Raw genomic sequence first — 17,272 nt, 5'->3', positions numbered from 1 at the left:
AATGAGCTGTGCCCGGGAAATGCCGCTGCGCTCCTGCCATCTCACAACGCCGCAGCACACAATCCCAGTCGCTCCTGCTGACTATGCCAGGCGCGGCGATCGACCGCAATGCCGTCGTATCTCGCTGAGGAGACAGTCCAATGAGAACCCACCGCTTCCTCGCCGCGCTCGGCGGTGCGCTCGCCGCCGCCAGCCTCTCCGCCTGCGCCCTGTCCGCGCCGAAGGCCGAGCCGGTCTTCCAGGCCCCCGCCGAGCCCACGCCGGCCGCCTCGCCCGAGTCGGGTGCCGCCGCGGGGGCCGAGGCGCCGCCGGCCACGGGTACGCCGCAGGTGCTGAAGATCGCCCAGCTCGACGGCTTCGACCCGCTGCTGGTCAACGGCAAGGGCCGCACGATCTACCGCTTCGACCGCGACTCGAACGACCCGCCGACCACCACGTGCGTGGAGGAGTGCCTGAAGACCTGGCAGCCGGTGCTCGCCCCGAACGGCGTCGAGGTGGACGCGGGCATCGAGGAGGACCTGGTCGGCAGCGTCGAGCGCCCGGACGGCAACCTGCAGCTCACGCTCAACGGCTGGCCGATGTACTACTTCCACAAGGACCTCAGCCTCGGCCAGACGGCGGGGCACGGCACCGGCGGCGCGTGGTTCGCGATCTCACCGTCGGGCGGCCGCGCGGAGAAGATCTCCGACGAGCCGGCGCCGGCCAAGAAGCCGCAGGTGCTGCGGGTCGCCGAGGTCGACGGCCTCGCCCCTGCCATCGTGGTGAACGCGAAGGGGCGCACGATCTACCGGTTCGAGAAGGACGACAACAACCCGCCGCGTACCGCGTGCGTCGGCGACTGCCTCAAGACCTGGCAGCCCGTGCTCGCCCCGAACGGCGTGCAGGTCGGCGACGGGATCGACGAGGACCTGGTCGGCGTCGTCACCCGGCCGGACGGCAGCAAGCAGCTCACGCTCAAGGGCTGGCCGCTGTACTACTTCCACAAGGACCTGAGCCTCGGCCAGATCGCCGGGCACGGGGTGAAGGACCAGTGGTTCGCGATCACCGCCGGGGGCGGCAAGGCGAAGAAGGAGTCGACCTCCTCCGGCGGATCCAACTCCTCGTACTGACCATCGGGGGTGCGCACCGGCCGGCGGCCGTACCCGCCGGCCGGGGCGCGTCGGCGTCTACGGGAGCTCGGACTCCACGACCTTGACCAGCTCCGGGTCGTCGGGCGTGGTGCCCGGGCGGAAGCGGCGCACGACCTCGCCGCCGGGCGAGACGAGAAACTTCTCGAAGTTCCACTGGATGTCGCCGGCCTCGCCCTCGGCGTCCGGCACGGCGGTCAGCAGGCCGTAGAGCGGGTGCCGGCCGGGGCCGTTCACCTCGGTCTTCTCCAGCAGCGGGAAGGTCACCCCGTACGTGGTGGAGCAGAACTCCGCGATCTCCTCGGCGGTGCCCGGCTCCTGGCCGCCGAACTGGTTGCAGGGCACGCCGAGCACGCTGAACCCGCGCCCGGCGTAGGTCTCGTGCAGCCGTTCCAGGGCGGCGTACTGCGGGGTGAGGCCGCACTTGGAGGCGACGTTCACGATGAGCAGCGCGCGGCCCCGGTAGTCGGCGAGCGAGGCCGGCTCCCCGGCCAGGGAGCGGACCGGGATCTCGTAGATCGTCATCTGCCCATCATCACCCCGCCCGCGCCGGCCCGACCGGCCGCCGGGTGTGGCCCCGGTCACTACCGGTGGCGGCCGGCCCGGCGGTCCACGGCGGAGTCCGCGCGGTCACGGGTGAGAGGCACGCGGCCTCCCGGTCGCGCCGCGCGTCGCGCCGGCGCCCGCCAGGGAGCTGGGGGCGTCCGGGTTGGCGCCCTCGTGCACGCCGATGCCGAGCCGGTCGACGAGCTCGCCGCCGAGCCAGGCCGCGCCGCCGCCGACCGCGACCGCGATCACCTCGAGCGTGAACGCGCCGGCGCTGGCCGCGTGGTTCGTGTTGTCCACCCGGACCAGCCAGGAGATGGCGAAGAGCACGAGCATGACCGAGTTGAGCGCGGCGTGGACGCGCCCCACGCGCTTGGCGCGGGTACCGGACGGGATCTTGGTCCAGTCGGCGAACCCGGTGAGCGCGGCGAGCACCGCGCCGATGATGCCGGCCGAGATCATCCAGAAGCCGACCTCGGCGAACGTGCCGTTGTCGCTGGCCAGGTGGATCAGGTCGAAGATGGTGCCGGTGACGAAGAGCGCGAGCGGAAACACCACCAGCATGGGGTGTACCGCGTGTCCGAGGACTCGTATGCGTGCCTGCACTGGTTCCCCCTAGAAGTCGGGTACGGCGATGTGCCGACGACGACCACTGCCATGGGAATTGCTTGCCCGGTACGCCCGGACTTATGCGCCGGCGTCCATCCGGGTGCGGATCCGGACCACGGTGCCGGAGGGACCGCTGTCGATCTCCATGCCGTCGCTCATCTGCCGGGCGATCCACAGCCCCATGCCGCCGTCGCCGGAGGGGGCGGGGCGGTCGCTGCGGTCGACGTACGGCTCGGCGATGAAGCCGGGACCGTGGTCCCGGATCTCGCAGAACAGGTCGCCTTCCAGCCAGATGCGCAGGTCACCGGTGCCGCCGCCGTGCCGGACGACGTTCGCCATCAGCTCGTTGACCGCGGTGACCCAGTCGCTGGCCCGGTCCGGGGACATGCCGCGGTCGCGCGCGATCGCCTCCACCTGCAGGCGCAGGGCCGGCAGCCGCCCGGGGACGACCGCGACGTGGAGCAGTGGCCGCACGTCGGGGGCGAGACGGCGGTCTGCCGAGCGCCCGACCACAGCGTCCACTCCCTTCCCGCCGTCCGTTCACCACGACCCCGCGGTCCGTTCACCACGACGCGGATCACTGCACGCTGGAATGTACCCAGCCCCACGAAACCAAACCCGCCCTTTTGTGACCGGTGGTGTGCACACCCGGCCCCGGTACTACGCTTCTGCCGTGATCGACGGGTCGGGTGCGGGGAGCGACGAGCGGCTGCGCCGCATCGAGGCGCTCACCGACACCTCCCTGTCCCAGCTCGACCCGGACGAGATGCTGGACGAGCTGCTCGACCGGGTGCGCGACGTGCTGCGTGCCGACACCGCCGCGCTCCTGCTGCTCGACCCGCACGCCCAGCAGCTGGTGGCGACCGCGGCGAAAGGGCTGGGGCAGGAGGTCCGGGACGGCTTCCGGCTGTCCGTGGGGCACGGGTTCGCCGGCCGGGTCGCCGCCGAGAAGCAGCCGGTACGGCTCGCCGACGTCCGCCCCGACGACGTGGCCAACCCGCTGCTGCCGGCGGCCGGCATCCGGTCGCTGCTGGGCGTGCCGGTGTTCGCGGCCGGCGAGGTGATCGGCGTACTGCACGTCGGCTCCCTCGAGCCCAGCCGGTTCACCGCGGACGACGTACGGCTGCTCCAGGTCGCCGCCGACCGGGCCAGCGCCGCCTCCCAGGCGCGGGCCAGCAGCATCGACCGCACCGCCGCGCTCGCGCTGCAGCGCAGCCTGCTGCCGACCCGCCTGCCCGAGACGGCCGGCGTGGAGATCGCCGCCCGCTACATACCCGGCCACGACGCCGGCGTCGGCGGCGACTGGTACGACGTCTTCACCCTGCCCAGCGGCTGGCTCGGCGTCGTGATCGGCGACGTCTCCGGGCACGGGCTGCGCTCGGCGGTCGTGATGGGGCGGCTGCGCAGCGCGCTCCGGGCGTACAGCCTGGTCTGCGACGACCCGGCCGAGGCGCTCAGCCTGCTCGACCGCAAGGTGCACCACTTCGAGACCGGCCACCTGGCCACCGTGCTGTACGCGATGATCTCCCCGGACCGGGAGACGGTCCGGATGTCGCTCGCCGGCCACCTCCGCCCGGTCCTCGCGGCCCCCGGCCGGCCGGCGGTGCTGGCCGAGGCGCGGGTCGACCTCCCGCTCGGGCTCGGCGGGCGGCTGGCCAGGCGCCGCAGCACCGACCTGGCGCTTCCGGCCGGTTCGGTGCTGGTCTGCTACACCGACGGCCTGATCGAGCGCCGCGACGAGGTGATCGACGCCGGCCTGGAGCGCCTCCGCACGGCGGTCACGCCCGGCCCCGCCGAGGTCGTCTGCGACACGGTGATGGCCGCCCTCGCCGAGGAACGCCCCGGCGACGACATCGCCCTGCTGGCGATCCGGCGGACCGCCGCGGCCGCCTGAAAGGTCCCGCGCGTCCCGGCCGGTCGGGACCTCTGGCCCTGCACGGCCGGCGCCGCGATGCCGCAGATTTGTCGGATGACCACCCCGGGCTATACCCCCGAGCTCCTGGCGGCGGCCCTCCCGGCCGCCATCCGCGCTCCGTCGATGCACAACAGCCAGCCGTGGCGGTTCCGGCTGCGCGACGGCGGTATCGAGGTCCGGGTGGAACGCGGCCGGCCGCTCCCGGTCGCCGGCCTGGGCGACCTCGGCGACTGGGCCGCGCACCTCGCCTGCGGCGCCGCCGTGTTCAACCTGCGGCTCGCGCTCGTCGCCGAGGGCGCGCCGGCCCGGGTACGGATCCGTCCGTACACGGACGAACCAGACGTCGTCGCCCGCCTGGAGCCGGACGAGCCGGCGCTGGCCACCCCCGCCGAGCGGGCCCTGCTCGCCGCCGTGCCGCGCCGGCACAGCAGCCGGATGCCGTTCTCGCACGAGCCGGTGCCCGGTGCGGTCCGCTGGCGGCTCGTGGAGGCGGCCCGCGCCGAGGGCGGCTGGCTCGACCTGGTGGTCGGCACCGCGGCCGTGGCCGCCTTCGGTGAGCTGGCCCGCGGCGCCAACCGCGTCCTGGAACGCGACCCCGGCTACCGCGCGGAGATCGCCGCCTGGACCCGCCACGGCCCGGCCCCGGACGGCGTGCCCGTACGCGCCGGCGGCCCGGTCGCCGAGCCGTGGGACCTGCTGCCGCAGCGGCCGTTCGGCGACCAGGTCCGGGCGCCCGGACGGGACTTCGAGCCGGAGCCGCTGGTGGCCGTGCTCGGCGCCGCCGGCGACACTCCCGTGGACCGGATCACCGCCGGGCAGGCGCTGCAGCGGGTGCTGCTCACCGCGACCGACGCCGGGCTGGCCGCGTCGATGCTGTCCCAGCCGATCGAGGTCGCCGCCGCCCGGGAGCGCCTGCGCACCGCCCTGAGCCGCTTCGGCAGCCCGCAGATGGTCCTGCGCCTCGGGTACGGGCAGCCCGGCTGGCCGACCCCGCGCCGGCCGGCGGCGGACGTGGTCGACACGCCCATTCACAGCGGGTGACGGCGGCACGCCGATACTCTCAGCGATCCTTCAGGGAGCGGACGTAGCTTCGCTGACGTCGTACGCCGTCCCTGAACGGAGCCCGCCCATGTCGCACGCCGCGCGAACGCGACGAAAACCCCCGCTCTGGGCAAGGCTGGCGGTCGTGGTCGGCGCGGTGCTGATGGTCACGAGCGGCACGGTGATCGTCGGATCGCGGGTGCTGATCTCCCACGTCACCTCCGACATCACCCAGACGACGCTGATCGACGGCGCGGCCGGGGCGGCGGCCCGGGCCAAGGGTAACGACATCGACGGGCCGGTCAACCTGCTGCTGGTCGGCCTCGACGAGCGGGAGGGGAGCGACGAGGAGGGCGCCCGCTCCGACACGATCATCATCCTGCACATCCCGGCCAGCCACGACCAGGCCTACCTGGTCTCCATCCCCCGGGACACCCGGGTGCGGATCCCGGCGTACGCGAAGAACGGCTACGCCGGCGGCACCGCGAAGGTCAACGCGGCCTTCGCCGCCGGGTACGAGGGGCCCGGCACCGAGCTGGAAAAGCGGGCCCGCGGCTTCGACCTGCTGGCCAAGACGATCAACGAGCTCACCGGCATCACGTTCAACGGCGCGGCGATCATCGACTTCGCCGGCTTCGAGTCGGTGGTGGAGGAGCTCGGCGGCGTCGACATGTGCGTCGACACCCGCGCCGAGTCCATCCACATCGGAGTGACGCCGGACGGCAAGCTCGTCCGCGGCTGGTACAAGGAAGGCGTCGGCATCCAGGGGCTGCCGCCGGGCGCCAAGCCGCTCGTGCACGAGAAGGGCTGCCGGCGGATGTCGGCGATCGAGGCGCTGGACTACGCCCGCATCCGCAAGAGCCTGCCGGACGGCGACTACGGCCGCCAGCGCCACCAGCAGCAATTGCTCAAGGCGATCGGCAAGGAGGCGACGAGCACCGGCGTGCTGACCGACCCGGGCAAGCTCAACCGCGTGATCGAGGCGGCGGGCAAGGCGTTCGTGCTGGACACCCAGGGCGTGCCGATCGAAGACTTCCTCTTCACGTTCCGCGGTCTCGCCGCCAACGACCTCATCCTGGTCAAGACCAACGCCGGCGAGTTCGCCTCGGAGACGATCGGCGGGCAGGCGTACGAGGAGCTGACCCCGGACACGATGCGCATGCTCACCTCGGTCCGCGACGGCACGCTGCCCGAGTTCCTGATGAGCAATCCGGCCTTCGTCGCCACCGGCTGAGCCCGGCCGGTCTCAGCCGCGCGCTTTCGCGCTCCCCTCCAGCGTGGCGCCGACGGCCTCGCACGGGTCGGTCGCCGGCTCGATGTCGCGCACGTCGCAGGCGACCCGGCGGAGCAGGTGCCGCAGCGCCCGCCGCTCGGCCGGCTCCAGCGCGCCGAGCAGCGTGTCCTCGGCCTCCCGGACGCGCCGCTCCAGGTCCCGGTACGTCCCCAGACCCCGCGCGGTGGCGACGATCTTGCGCTGGCGGCGGTCGGCCGGGTTGAGCTGGCGCTCGACCAGGCCGGCCTCGACCAGGTCGTCGATCAGGTAGGTCATCACGGTGCGGTCGATGCCCAGGTGGGTGGCGAGCGCGAGCTGGCTCGGCTGGTCGCCGTGGACCACGGCGGCGAGCGTCTGGTAGCCCCGCGGGCCGTGCGGAAAGTCGCCGAGAACCGTGACGACCAGGCTCTGGTAGCCGCTGAGCAGCACCCCCAGGTGCCAGCCGAAGTCGCCGTCGTAGGCGGGGCGCGGGGTCGTCATGACGGGAATCATACCGACCGACGCGCGGTTGCGACTATCATCTGTGATGAATACGATCTGTGCCACCACCTAATTGACCGGCCGGGAGCCCACTGATGAACTACGGTCATCCGCTCGAGTTCGGGACCTTCATCACCCCCACCGGGGAGGACGCCGTCACGCTCGCCCGGCGCAGCGAGGAGCTCGGCTACGACCTGGTGACGTTCCAGGATCGCCCCTTCCAGCCCGACCTCCACGACACCTGGACGCTGATGTCCTGGGTCGCCGGCAGGACCGAGCGGATCCACATCGCGGCAAACGTGCTCAGCGTGCCGCTGCGCCAGCCGGCCGTGCTGGCCCGCGCGGCCGCCAGCCTCGACCTGCTCTCCGGCGGCCGGCTCGACCTGGCGCTGGGCGCGGGCGCCGAGCCGGACGGGACCGCGCCCGACGGGTCCTGGGACGCGATCGAGGCGATGGGCGGCCCGCGGCTGGACCCGGACGGCGCGGTCGACGCCCTCGCCGAGGCCGTCGACGTCGTCCGCGGCATGCTCGACGCCGGCGAGCCCACGCCGCTGTGCTTCGCCGGCGAGCACTACCGGATCGACGCGGTCGGGCGCGGCCCGCTCCCCCGCCACCAGGTCCCGATCTGGCTGGGCGGCCGTGAGCGCCGCGTGCTGCGCCTGATCGGGCGCAAGGCGGACGGCTGGGTGGTCACGCTCGGCCACCTGGGGCCCGGCGACCTCCGCGCCGGTAACAAGATCATCGACGAGGCGGCCGCCGCCGCGGGCCGCGACCCGGCTGAGATCCGCCGCCTGGTCAACATCGCCGGCACCTTCGGCGACGAGCGGCGTGGCTTCCTGCAGGGGCCGCCCCGGGCCTGGGTCGACGACCTGCTCCCGCTCGCCGTCGAGGACGGCGCCGGCACGTTCGTCCTCATCTGCGACGACCCGGAGGCGCTGGAGCGCTTCGCCCGCGAGGTGGTCCCGGCGCTGCGCGCGGCGGTCGACGCCGCGCTGCCGGCGCCGCTGCCCACCGGTCCGGTCCGCGGCGCCGCGGCGCGTGCCAAGCGGCGCACCGGCATCGACTACGACGGCCTGCCGCGCTCGCTCGCGCGGACCGCCGTCGAGCCGGGCGACATCGACTATCCCCGGGTCCGGGCGAACTACATGCGCGGCGGCTCCCCCGGCGTCGTACTGCGCCCCGGCAGCACCGCCGAGGTCGCCGAGGCGCTCGCGTTCGCCCGCCGCCACCCCGACCTGCCGATGGGCGTGCGCAGCGGCGGCCACGGCATCAGCGGCCGCTCCACCAACGACGGCGGGATCGTCATCGACCTCGGCGCGCTCGACGCGGTCGAGGTGCTCGACGAGGCCACCCGGCGGGTCCGGATCGGGCCGGGCGCCCGGTGGAAGCGGGTCGCCGCGGCCCTCTCGCCGTACGGGTGGGCGCTCACCTCCGGCGACTACGGCGGGGTGGGCGTGGGCGGCCTGGCCACCGCCGGCGGCATCGGCTTCCTCGGCCGCAAGCACGGGCTGACCATCGACCACCTGCGCGCGGTCGAGATGGTGCTCGCCGACGGCTCGGTCGTGCGGGCCAGCGACACGGAAAACCCCGACCTCTTCTGGGCCGTACGCGGCGCCGGTGCCAACTTCGGCATCGTCACCTCGTTCGAGTTCGAGGTCGACGAGGTCGGCGCGGTCGGCTGGGCCCAGCTCGGCTTCGTGGCCAGCGACATGGCGGGCTTCCTGCGCCGGTTCGGCGAGGTCGCCTCCACGGCGCCGCGCGACACGACCGCGTTCCTGGTCATGGGGCCGCCCCGGCGCGGCCAGCCGGCGGTCGCCCAGCTGTACGGGATGGTCGACTCCGCCGACCCCGACACGGTGATCGCCCAGCTCCAGCCGTTCGCCCAGATCGCGCCGATGTTTCAGCAGGAGGTGGTGATCGCGCCGTACGCGGAGGTGATGGGCATGGCCCCGGACGCCGAGCACCAGGGGCGCGGTGAGCCGGTCTCCCGTTCGGCGTTCGTCCGCGAGGTGACGCCGGCGTTCGCGCAGGCGGCCGAGCGGCTGCTGACGAGCGGCGTCGTCTACTTCTTCCAGCTGCGTACGGTCGGCGGCGCCGTCGCCGACGTCGACCCGGACGCCACGGCGTACGCGCACCGCGACGCCGGCTTCTCGGTCATCGCGATGGGCGTCGACCGGGAGCGGCTGGACCGGCTCTGGGACGGGCTGAGCGAGCACTTCGACGGCCTGTACCTGAGCTTCGAGACCGACCAGCGGCCGGAGCGGCTCGCCGACGCGTTCCCGCCCGCGACGCTGCGCCGGCTGCGCGAGCTGAAGGGGCGCTACGACCCCGACAACGTCTTCCGCGACAACTTCAACATCCGCCCGATCCCGGGTACGGAGGAAAAACCATGAGAGAGCGAAGCGAACGAATCATTGGGCACAGCGCGCTTGGAGCCTCGTGCCCGCCCGCAGCGAAGCGAGGACGGGCATGAGCGACTACGGCCACGACCTGCTGTTCGGCACGTTCGTCACGCCGACCAACCAGCCCGCCGCGCACGCCGTCGACCTGGCGGTGGCCAGTGACCGGGCCGGGCTCGACCTGGTGACGTTCCAGGACCACCCGTACCAGCCGCGGTTTCACGACACGTGGACCCTGCTGTCGTACGCGGCCTCGCGCACCAGCCGGATCCACCTCAGCGCGAACGTGCTCAACCTGCCGCTGCGCCAGCCGGCCGTGCTCGCCCGCAGCGCCGCCAGCCTCGACCTGCTCAGCGGCGGGCGGCTGGAGCTCGGCCTCGGCGCGGGCGGGTTCTGGGACGCCATCGAGGCGATGGGCGGCCGGCGGCTCTCGGCCGGCCAGGCGGTGGAGGCCCTGGAGGAGGGGATCACCGTGATCCGCGAGATCTGGGCCGCCGACAAGCCCGGTCCGGTACGGGTGGCCGGGAAGTACTACCGCGTGCACGGCGCCAAGCGCGGGCCCAAGCCGGCGCACGACGTCGGCATCTGGGTCGGCGCGTACAAGCCGCGGATGCTGCGCCTGATCGGGCGCGCGGCGGACGGCTGGCTCCCCTCGCTCGGCTACCTGCCCGGCGGGGTCGAGGACCTCGCCGAGCTCAACGCGCACATCGACGGTGCCGCGGTCGCCGCGGGCCGCGAGCCGGGCGCGGTACGGCGGCTGCTCAACGTCTCCGGCCGGTTCGCCCCGACCGGCCGCGCGTTCCTGGACGGCCCCGCCGAGCAGTGGGCCGAGGACCTGGCCGGGCTGACCCTGGAGTACGGGATCACCGGCTTCATCCTCGGCACCGACGACGAGTACACGATCGAGGCTTTCGCCGCGGAGGTCGCGCCCGCCACGCGGGAGCTGGTCGCCGCCGAGCGCGGTGCGGTCGCCGCCGGTCCGGCCTGACCGCCCGCTCGTCGAGGCAACGTTGACAGGCACTCCGCGGGTACATATGTTGACCTAAATATTTACGCAAACTTTCCGATAGCCGCTCCGGAACCTGGCACTCGTGCGGCGCGACCGCCGCGTGTTCGTCGCGGCGGCCGCCCGCACACCTCATGAGGTATCGATCTCCTGCGGGCACCCGCGGGACGACCACGGAGGTAAGCGTGGCAAACAGTTCGATGTCCGGGCTTTCGATGTCCCGGCGGGGCTTCCTCAACCTGGCGGCGGGTGCTGGCGCGGGGATGGCGCTCGCCGCGTGCGGCAGTTCGGGCCCGGGTCAGGGCAGCGGTGGCGGCGGCGAGGCCAGCTACTGGTTCCTGACCGCCCCACCCGCCGAGCAGATCCGGACCAACACCGTCAACCGGTTCAACAAGGCCAACCCCGACACCCAGATCAAGCACACCGCGTTCGAAAACGACGCGTACAAGACGAAGATCCGGACCGCGCTCGGCGCGGGCCAGGCGCCGACGATCATCTGGGGCTGGGGCGGCGGCGGCCTCAAGAGCTGGGTCGAGGCCGGCCAGGTCGACGACCTCACCGACTGGTTCGCGCAGAACGCCGCGGTCAAGGACCGGCTCTTCCCCGCGTCGTTCGGGGCCGCGACGGTGAACGGCAAGATCTACGCGATGCCGTGCGAGACGGTCGAGCCGATCGTGCTCTTCTACGACAAGCGGGCCTTCGACAAGATCGGTGCCCAGCCGCCCCAGTCGTGGGGCGACATCATGGACCTCGTGCCGAAGTTCAACGCCAAGAACATCGCGCCGTTCTCGCTGGCCGGCCAGTCCCGCTGGACCAACATGATGTGGCTGGAGTTCCTCTTCGACCGCATCGGCGGCCCCGAGGTGTTCCAGGCCGTCTTCGACGGCCAGAAGGACGCCTGGTCGCACCCGGCCGCGCTGGACGCGCTCACCAAGATGCAGGAGCTGGTCCGGGCGAACGGCTTCGTCAAGGGCTTCTCCTCGGTCGTGGCCGACGCCAACGCCGACCAGGCGCTGCTCACCACCGGCCGGGCCGCGATGATGCTGCACGGCACCTGGACGTACGGGTCGATGGCCGAGGAGGGTGGCGACTTCGTCTCCGGCGGCCACATCGGCTACATGAACTTCCCGCCCGTCGACGGCGGCAAGGGCGACCCGAGCAACACGGTCGGCAACCCCGCGCAGTACCTGTCGATCTCCGCCAAGGCCACCGCCGAGCAGAAGGAGACCGCGAAGAAGTTCTTCTCCACCGCCGTACTCGACGACACCGAGGTCGGCGAGTGGCTCGACACCGGCGGCGTACCGATCGTCAAGGGCAGCGAAAGCAAGATCGCCAGCTCGAAGGAGCCCGAGTTCCTCGAGTTCGTCTACCAGACGGCGAGCAACGCCAAGGTCTTCGCGCAGTCCTGGGACCAGGCGCTGAGCCCGACGGCCGCGGAGAAGCTCCTCGACAACATCAGCAAGCTCTTCCAGCTCTCGATCACCCCGCAGCAGTACGTGGACAACATGAACCAGGTCATCGGTCAGTGAGCGGGAGTCGGGAGGCAACGGACCTTGACCACAACGGCGGCGAAGCGCCGAGCGACGGAGCGGGGTAGGCAATGACCGGGCTCGCTCCGCCCGCCGTCCGGGTCCGGCCGCCGACCACCCCGGCCGGCGGGCGTGGCGGCTCACTGGCGTGGATGGCGCTGCCGGCGCTCGCCGTCTTCGTCGCGTTCGGCCTGATCCCGCTCTTCGGCGTACTGGCGCTCAGCTTCACCGAGTGGGACGGCATCGGCGACATCCACCCCGCCGGCCTGGACAGCTGGCGGGCGGTGCTGACCGACCCCGGGCTGCCGCACGCGCTGTGGGTGACGTTCCTGGTGATGGCCCTCTCCTGGGCCTTCCAGACGCCGGCGAGCCTGCTCATCGGCGTGTTCCTCGCCGGCCGCCAGCGCTACCGCGAGATCCTGGCCGTGCTGTACTTCATCCCGCTGCTGCTGAGCTCGGCGGCGCTCGCCATCACGTACAAGGCGCTGCTGGACCCCAACTTCGGTATCGGCCCTGGGCTCGGCATCCCGCTGCTGGCGCAGGACTGGCTGGGCAGCGCCAACCTCGCGCTCGGCGTGGTGGTGTTCGTGGTCTCCTGGCAGTTCATCCCGTTCCACGCGCTGATCTACCAGGGTGGCGTCCGGCAGATCCCGGTGGCGCTCTACGAGGCGGCGCAGATCGACGGGGCGGGGCGGCTGCGCCAGTTCTTCAGCATCACGCTCCCCCAGCTCAAGTACACGGTCATCACGTCCTCGACGCTGATGGTGGTCGGCTCGCTGACGTTCTTCGACCTGATCTTCGTGCTCACCGAGGGCGGCCCCGGCGACGCCACCCGGGTGCTCGCCCTCGACATGTACAAGCGCGGCTTCCAGGCCAACCTGATGGGCCCGGCGAGCGCGATCGCGGTCATCCTCGTCCTGGTCGGGCTCGCGCTCGCGCTGCTGCTGCGCCGGCTCGGCGGCCGCGACGCGAGTGCCAGCCAGATGGAAGGTATGTGAGATGTCGACGACGCTGTCGCCGGAGCGCGGCGTGGACCTCGACGCGCCGCCCGAGCAGGGGCCGGGCCGGGGCCGCGGCTCCTGGCGCCACAACTGGCTGGGCGGGCTCGCCGGCTGGCTGTGGCTCGTGGTCGTGGTGGTGCCGATCTACTGGATCGTCGTCACCAGCCTCAAGTCGCGCACCATCTACTACCAGGAAAACCCGTTCGCGCCGCCGACCGAGCCCACGCTGGAGAACTACCAGTCGGTGATCGAGTCGGACTTCGCCCGCTACTTCCTCAACAGCGTGGTGGTCACGCTCGGCGCGGTGCTCCCCGCGGTGCTGGTCTCGTTCATGGCCGCGTACGCCATCGTGCGTGGCGGCGCGGCCAGCCGGTTTCTGCGCGGGGTCAACGTGCTCTTCCTGATGGGGCTGGCGATCCCGCTGCAGGCCGTCATCATCCCGGTGTACCTCATCATCATCCGCCTGCACATGTACGACAGCCTGCTCGCCATCATCCTGCCGTCGATCGCGTTCGCGGTGCCGCTGTCGGTGCTGGTGCTGGCCAACTTCATCCGCGACGTGCCGAAGGAGCTCTTCGAGTCGATGCGGATGGACGGCGCCACCGAGTGGCGCACGCTCTGGTCGCTCGCCTTCCCCCTGACCCGGCCCGCGCTGGTCACCGTATCCATCTACAATGGACTGACCATCTGGAACGGCTTCCTGCTGCCGCTCATCCTCACCCAGAGCCCCGAGCAGCGCACGCTGCCGCTGGCGCTCTGGACCTTCCAGGGCGAGTACGGCGTCAACGTGCCCGCCGTCCTCGCCTCCGTCGTGCTCGCCACCCTCCCGATCGTCGTGCTCTACGCCCTGGGCCGCCGCCAGCTCCTCAGTGGACTGACCGTCGGCTTCGGCCGCTAGCCGCCCCAGCCCCAAACAGAGAAACAAATAGATTCGAGCTACCGCGACGTCCGCGGTGGTCCGGACCGTCGCGCGGGGTCCCCGGGGAAACGTGGAGCGCAGCGGAGCGTTTTCTTGGGGTGCTTTCCCGCGGCCTCACCCTCCGCCGCTGGTCACCCTCCCCCGGCGAGCACCGGGCGCTGAGATCGTGGTATCCAGGTGCCCTCGGAGGGGCACTGAAATACCACGATCGCCGCCGTGGGCTTGCGTCGCGGAGCCGGCAGCGGCCCGAAAGGTCTCCAGATCGCGACGGCCCGGCGCGACGCGGCGGGCAGGGCCCGTCGCCGCTGCCGTCGCGGCCGGCTCGCGGCGGGCCGGCTACGGTTGCGGGCGTGACTGGCGCGGGAAAGGCGTGGGGCGGCCTGCCCACCCGGGGGCTGGCCGGGCTGGTGGCCGCCGTGGCCGCAGCCGGTGCGCTGCTCGCCCAGGCGCCGGTCGGCGCCCGCGTGCCCGAGCCACCGCCGCCGGCCGCCGAGGTGGCGTGGCCGCAGGCCCGGCGCGCGACCGTGCCCGGGGCGCTGCCGGACGGCACCGCCTACAGCCCCGCCTTCTTCCTCGACGAACGCGCCTCGGTCGGCCCCGCCCTCGACCCGCGCGGCGGCGGCGTGCGCCTGGTGCTCCGCTCGGCCGGCGGGGCGGTGCGGGTGCTGCGCCGGCCACCGGACGGGGCCGGCCGGTCGTACGCCGGCTTCGCCCGCGCCGGCACCCAGCTGGTCTGGGCGGAGTCGGTGACCGCTCGGGACGGTTCGCCGCGGACCGAGCTGTGGCGGGCCGGCGTCGCCGGCGGGGCGGCGCGCCGGGTCACCGCGGACACCGGCTGGGCCACCTTCGCCAACTCGGAGCACGACATCGTCTTCGCCGCCGGCCGGCTGTACTGGACCGCCTCCGCTCCCGGCCCCGAGCCGGTCACCGAGGTACGGTCGGTGCCGCTGGAGGGCGGTCCGGTGCGGGTGACCCGGCAGCCCGGCACCTGGGCGCTGGCCGGCTGGCCCTGGCTGGTCAGCAGCGGCGGCGGCCAGCGCGGCCCGGCCCGGATCCGCGACCTGGAGACCGGGCGCACCACCACCGTCGACGGCGAGGACGGCACGCTGGACCGGTGCGGGCCCGCGTGGTGCCGGCTGTTCGTCCTCTCCGGCGACGCCCCGGTGCGCAGCGTCCTGATGCGCCCGGACGGCAGTGACCGCCGGACCGCGTCCGACAGCGGCGCGACCGCCGCGATCGCGGACGTGGCGGTGCTGGACCGGTTCGAGGTGCTCTCCGGCGACTCCGGCACCCTCGCCACCGCGGTCGGCGGCCAGCGGCTGCTGGTCTACGACCTGAAGACCCGCGGGCTGGTCCGGGTCGCCGAGGCGGCGAGCCGCGTGTCGTACCGGGACGGCGTGCTGTGGTGGTCGACCAGCGCCGGCACCAACGTCACCTGGCACACCCTCGACCTGCGCAGCGTGTGAGGGTCAGGCGCGGGCGGAGATCTGTTGCACGCCCCAGGAGTTGCCGTCCGGGTCGCTGAAGAAGACGAAGCCCACGTTGTCCAGCGGGTTGTCGGTCGGGGTCGGGTTCTCCCCCAGTACCTGGATCTCGCTCACCTCGACCCCCCGCTCGACGAGCTGGGCGCGGGCCTTGGGCAGGTCGGCGACGACCAGTTGCAGCCCTTTGAGCGAGCCGGGTGGCATGTCCGGCACCGCGCCCCGGCCGATGACGACCGAGCAGCCGGAGCCGGGCGGGGTCAGCTGCACGATCCGCACGCCGTCGCCGATCGCCGTGTCGTGGTCGACGTGGAAGCCGAGCTGGTCGGCGTAGAACGCCTTCGACCGGTCCACATCGGACACCGGTACGACGACGACCTCAAGAGTCCAGTTCATCGCGGTCCAATCCCTTCGAGTAGTTGGTCGAGGCGGGCGAAGCTCTCGCCCACGCCGCGGGCCATCGGGTAGCGCAGCGCGCGGTCACGCCCCTGCGGGGTCGCGTAGCGCACGGTGGTGGTCAGGTCGGTGCGGCCGGCCCGCTCGGCGAACTCGTGGGTGATCACGGTCTCGCCGGGGTACGACTGGTCGTCGAAGAGCTCGGTGAGCACCAGCCGGGTGGGCGGCTCGACCGCGCGGTAGACGCCGCTCTGCGCCATCCGCTCGCCGCCCGGCCCCTCGGACACGAACCGGTAGGCGCCGCCCACCCGGAGGTCGAGGTCGCAGGAGACCAGGTGCCAGCCGCGCGCGCCGTACCACCTCGTGAGCAGGTCGGGGCGGGTGAAGGCGGCGAAGACCAGCGGCGGCGGCGCCTCGAACGAGCGGGCCAGCACGATCTCCCGGTCGGACGGCGTGCTGACCACGACGCTCATGCCTCACCCTCCCGGGGCGCGGCCTCGCGCAGCGTCGTGAGCAGCGCGTCGAGCCGCTGGTAGCTCTCCTCCCAGTAGTCGCGGTAGCCCTCCAGCCAGTCGACCGCCGCCTTGAGCGGGCGGGCCTCCAGCCGGCACGGCCGCCGCTGGGCGTCCCGGCCGCGGGAGACGAGCCCGGCGCGCTCCAGCACCTTGAGGTGCTTGGAGATCGCCGGCTGGCTCATCCGGAACGGCGCGGCCAGCTCGGTGACCGTCGCCTCCCCGGCGGCCAGGCGGGTCAGGATCGCCCGCCGGGTCGGGTCGGCGAGCGCCGCGAACGTGGTGTCGAGCAGATCGGTACCCATTGATAACCTCTTGGTTTCATAACCTTCTGGTTTTCTACCCGCTGAAAGTGCGCGCGTCAAGTGATCCGGGGCCCACCGGGGCGCGTACTGATCGCGTGAACGGCTCAGCCGTGTACGTCTTCGGGGTGGTGGCGGACGACCACCCCGCCCAGCCGGCCGAGCTGGTCGGGCTCGGCGGGCCGGACGCCGCGGTGTGGCGGGTGCCGGCCGGTTCGACCGCCGGCGTGGTCGCCGCCGCGCCCGGCTGGCTCCGGGCCCGCCCCCGCGACCTGCTCGCGCACCAGCTCGTCCTGGACTGCCTGTGGCAGGGCGGACCGGTGCTGCCGGCGCGGTACGGGACCGTCGCGCCGGACGAGCAGACCCTCCGCGCCGCGCTGCGCGGGTGCGCATCACGCCACCTGGACGCTCTCGCCCAGGTGGCCGGCCGGGTGGAGGTGGATGTGGGGGTCCACCCGGCAACGGGGACCGGTGACGTGTACGAGGCGCTGCGCCCGCTCGCCGTGCGCGCGTCGGACGGGCGGTTCCTGGTCGAAGAGGACACAGTGGACACGTTCCTCTCCCGGGTGGCGGCGCTCGACCACGCGCTGGCGGGCCGCGGCCGCGTACGCGCCACCGGTCCCCTTCCGCCGTACTCCTTCACGGCGCGGATCGACCCGCTCGCCGACAAAGCCAGCGGGAGCGATCCACTGCTCGACCGGTCCGGCTGACGAGCGGTACCGTCGAAGGCGGTGAC

At 72.9% G+C, this 17,272-nt stretch carries 18 protein-coding genes; 11 read left to right on the top strand and 7 right to left on the bottom strand.

All coding sequences use genetic code 11. From position 1 onward, the window contains the following. Positions 1-140: 140 nt before the first annotated feature. Positions 141-1,109, top strand: a complete 969-nt coding sequence (locus RB614_RS17870) for a hypothetical protein (protein WP_308713656.1) — start codon at positions 141-143, stop codon at positions 1,107-1,109. A gap of 57 nt (positions 1,110-1,166) precedes the next feature. On the opposite strand, the gene RB614_RS17865 is transcribed toward RB614_RS17870, so the two are convergent. The 3 genes from RB614_RS17865 to RB614_RS17855 all read right to left on the bottom strand — a co-directional run bounded on the left by RB614_RS17865 (position 1,167) and on the right by RB614_RS17855 (position 2,795). Next, a complete protein-coding gene (locus tag RB614_RS17865; RefSeq protein ID WP_308713655.1) occupies positions 1,167-1,652 on the bottom strand; it encodes a glutathione peroxidase in 486 nt (161 codons plus the stop codon). Between the two features lie 105 nt (positions 1,653-1,757). Continuing rightward, positions 1,758-2,279 (bottom strand): DUF2231 domain-containing protein, encoded by a 522-nt coding sequence (locus RB614_RS17860; protein WP_308713654.1) that lies wholly within the window; start codon positions 2,277-2,279, stop codon positions 1,758-1,760. Positions 2,280-2,360: 81 nt separating this feature from the next. Next, positions 2,361-2,795: an ATP-binding protein gene (locus tag RB614_RS17855; RefSeq protein ID WP_308713653.1), complete on the bottom strand. Its 435-nt coding sequence runs from the start codon at positions 2,793-2,795 to the stop codon at positions 2,361-2,363. Positions 2,796-2,955: 160 nt separating this feature from the next. On the opposite strand from RB614_RS17855, the gene RB614_RS17850 reads away from it, so the two are divergent. From RB614_RS17850 to RB614_RS17840, 3 genes are all read left to right on the top strand, one after another. Beyond that, a complete protein-coding gene (locus RB614_RS17850) occupies positions 2,956-4,176 on the top strand; it encodes a PP2C family protein-serine/threonine phosphatase (protein ID WP_308713652.1) in 1,221 nt (406 codons plus the stop codon). 75 nt (positions 4,177-4,251) lie between these two features. After that, the gene (locus tag RB614_RS17845) at positions 4,252-5,238 is read left to right on the top strand and encodes an Acg family FMN-binding oxidoreductase (RefSeq protein ID WP_308713651.1); all 987 of its coding nucleotides are present in this window, start codon (positions 4,252-4,254) and stop codon (positions 5,236-5,238) included. A gap of 88 nt (positions 5,239-5,326) precedes the next feature. Then, positions 5,327-6,472 carry an LCP family protein gene (locus tag RB614_RS17840; protein ID WP_308713650.1) on the top strand — a complete coding sequence of 382 codons (1,146 nt, stop codon included), beginning with the start codon at positions 5,327-5,329 and terminating at the stop codon, positions 6,470-6,472. A 12-nt stretch (positions 6,473-6,484) separates the two neighbouring features. Here RB614_RS17840 and RB614_RS17835 read toward each other — a convergent pair whose 3' ends face one another. Beyond that, the gene (locus RB614_RS17835; RefSeq protein ID WP_308713649.1) at positions 6,485-6,991 is read right to left on the bottom strand and encodes a MarR family winged helix-turn-helix transcriptional regulator; all 507 of its coding nucleotides are present in this window, start codon (positions 6,989-6,991) and stop codon (positions 6,485-6,487) included. Positions 6,992-7,086: 95 nt separating this feature from the next. On the opposite strand from RB614_RS17835, the gene RB614_RS17830 reads away from it, so the two are divergent. The 6 genes from RB614_RS17830 (at position 7,087) to RB614_RS17805 (ending at position 15,311) form a co-directional block, all read left to right on the top strand. After that, positions 7,087-9,384, top strand: coding sequence for an LLM class flavin-dependent oxidoreductase (locus tag RB614_RS17830; protein WP_308713648.1), 2,298 nt, complete (start codon positions 7,087-7,089; stop codon positions 9,382-9,384). A gap of 76 nt (positions 9,385-9,460) precedes the next feature. Beyond that, the gene (locus tag RB614_RS17825; RefSeq protein ID WP_308713647.1) at positions 9,461-10,378 is read left to right on the top strand and encodes an LLM class flavin-dependent oxidoreductase; all 918 of its coding nucleotides are present in this window, start codon (positions 9,461-9,463) and stop codon (positions 10,376-10,378) included. A gap of 203 nt (positions 10,379-10,581) precedes the next feature. Continuing rightward, a complete protein-coding gene (locus RB614_RS17820; protein ID WP_308713646.1) occupies positions 10,582-11,925 on the top strand; it encodes an extracellular solute-binding protein in 1,344 nt (447 codons plus the stop codon). A gap of 71 nt (positions 11,926-11,996) precedes the next feature. Then, on the top strand, positions 11,997-12,923 hold the full coding sequence (locus tag RB614_RS17815; RefSeq protein ID WP_308713645.1) for a carbohydrate ABC transporter permease: 927 nt from the start codon (positions 11,997-11,999) through the stop codon (positions 12,921-12,923). Between the two features lies 1 nt (position 12,924). Continuing rightward, positions 12,925-13,824, top strand: a complete 900-nt coding sequence (locus RB614_RS17810) for a carbohydrate ABC transporter permease (RefSeq protein ID WP_308713644.1) — start codon at positions 12,925-12,927, stop codon at positions 13,822-13,824. Positions 13,825-14,195: 371 nt separating this feature from the next. After that, positions 14,196-15,311: a hypothetical protein gene (locus RB614_RS17805; RefSeq protein WP_308713643.1), complete on the top strand. Its 1,116-nt coding sequence runs from the start codon at positions 14,196-14,198 to the stop codon at positions 15,309-15,311. A 3-nt stretch (positions 15,312-15,314) separates the two neighbouring features. On the opposite strand, the gene RB614_RS17800 is transcribed toward RB614_RS17805, so the two are convergent. From RB614_RS17800 to RB614_RS17790, 3 genes are read right to left on the bottom strand one after another with little or no spacing between them, the layout of a single operon-like run. Next, complete coding sequence (locus tag RB614_RS17800; RefSeq protein ID WP_308713642.1) at positions 15,315-15,722, bottom strand: VOC family protein; 408 nt, start codon at positions 15,720-15,722, stop codon at positions 15,315-15,317. After that, positions 15,719-16,195, bottom strand: coding sequence for an SRPBCC family protein (locus tag RB614_RS17795; RefSeq protein WP_308713641.1), 477 nt, complete (start codon positions 16,193-16,195; stop codon positions 15,719-15,721). The genes RB614_RS17800 and RB614_RS17795 overlap by 4 nt, the downstream gene beginning before the upstream one ends. Further along, positions 16,192-16,539 (bottom strand): ArsR/SmtB family transcription factor, encoded by a 348-nt coding sequence (locus RB614_RS17790; RefSeq protein WP_308713640.1) that lies wholly within the window; start codon positions 16,537-16,539, stop codon positions 16,192-16,194. The genes RB614_RS17795 and RB614_RS17790 overlap by 4 nt, the downstream gene beginning before the upstream one ends. 95 nt (positions 16,540-16,634) lie before the next feature. On the opposite strand from RB614_RS17790, the gene RB614_RS17785 reads away from it, so the two are divergent. Then, positions 16,635-17,246, top strand: a complete 612-nt coding sequence (locus RB614_RS17785; RefSeq protein ID WP_308713639.1) for a GvpL/GvpF family gas vesicle protein — start codon at positions 16,635-16,637, stop codon at positions 17,244-17,246. The last annotated feature ends 26 nt before the right edge of the window (positions 17,247-17,272 follow it).

It is taken from the genome of Phytohabitans maris (assembly GCF_031085175.1).
Lineage (GTDB): Bacteria > Actinomycetota > Actinomycetes > Mycobacteriales > Micromonosporaceae > Phytohabitans > Phytohabitans maris.
Note: the sequence above shows the minus strand (reverse complement) of the source record. Positions and strands in the feature narration are given on the sequence as shown.

Bases quoted from the DNA above. Each gene is read 5' to 3' on its own strand.
- RB614_RS17870 (WP_308713656.1), top strand. From the start codon at position 141: ATGAGAACCCACCGCTTCCTCGCCGCGCTCGGCGGTGCGCTCGCCGCC.
- RB614_RS17865 (WP_308713655.1), bottom strand. From the start codon at position 1,652: ATGACGATCTACGAGATCCCGGTCCGCTCCCTGGCCGGGGAGCCGGCC.
- RB614_RS17845 (WP_308713651.1), top strand. From the start codon at position 4,252: ATGACCACCCCGGGCTATACCCCCGAGCTCCTGGCGGCGGCCCTCCCG.
- RB614_RS17840 (WP_308713650.1), top strand. From the start codon at position 5,327: ATGTCGCACGCCGCGCGAACGCGACGAAAACCCCCGCTCTGGGCAAGG.
- RB614_RS17835 (WP_308713649.1), bottom strand. From the start codon at position 6,991: ATGACGACCCCGCGCCCCGCCTACGACGGCGACTTCGGCTGGCACCTG.
- RB614_RS17830 (WP_308713648.1), top strand. From the start codon at position 7,087: ATGAACTACGGTCATCCGCTCGAGTTCGGGACCTTCATCACCCCCACC.
- RB614_RS17825 (WP_308713647.1), top strand. From the start codon at position 9,461: ATGAGCGACTACGGCCACGACCTGCTGTTCGGCACGTTCGTCACGCCG.
- RB614_RS17815 (WP_308713645.1), top strand. From the start codon at position 11,997: ATGACCGGGCTCGCTCCGCCCGCCGTCCGGGTCCGGCCGCCGACCACC.
- RB614_RS17810 (WP_308713644.1), top strand. From the start codon at position 12,925: ATGTCGACGACGCTGTCGCCGGAGCGCGGCGTGGACCTCGACGCGCCG.
- RB614_RS17800 (WP_308713642.1), bottom strand. From the start codon at position 15,722: ATGAACTGGACTCTTGAGGTCGTCGTCGTACCGGTGTCCGATGTGGAC.
- RB614_RS17795 (WP_308713641.1), bottom strand. From the start codon at position 16,195: ATGAGCGTCGTGGTCAGCACGCCGTCCGACCGGGAGATCGTGCTGGCC.
- RB614_RS17790 (WP_308713640.1), bottom strand. From the start codon at position 16,539: ATGGGTACCGATCTGCTCGACACCACGTTCGCGGCGCTCGCCGACCCG.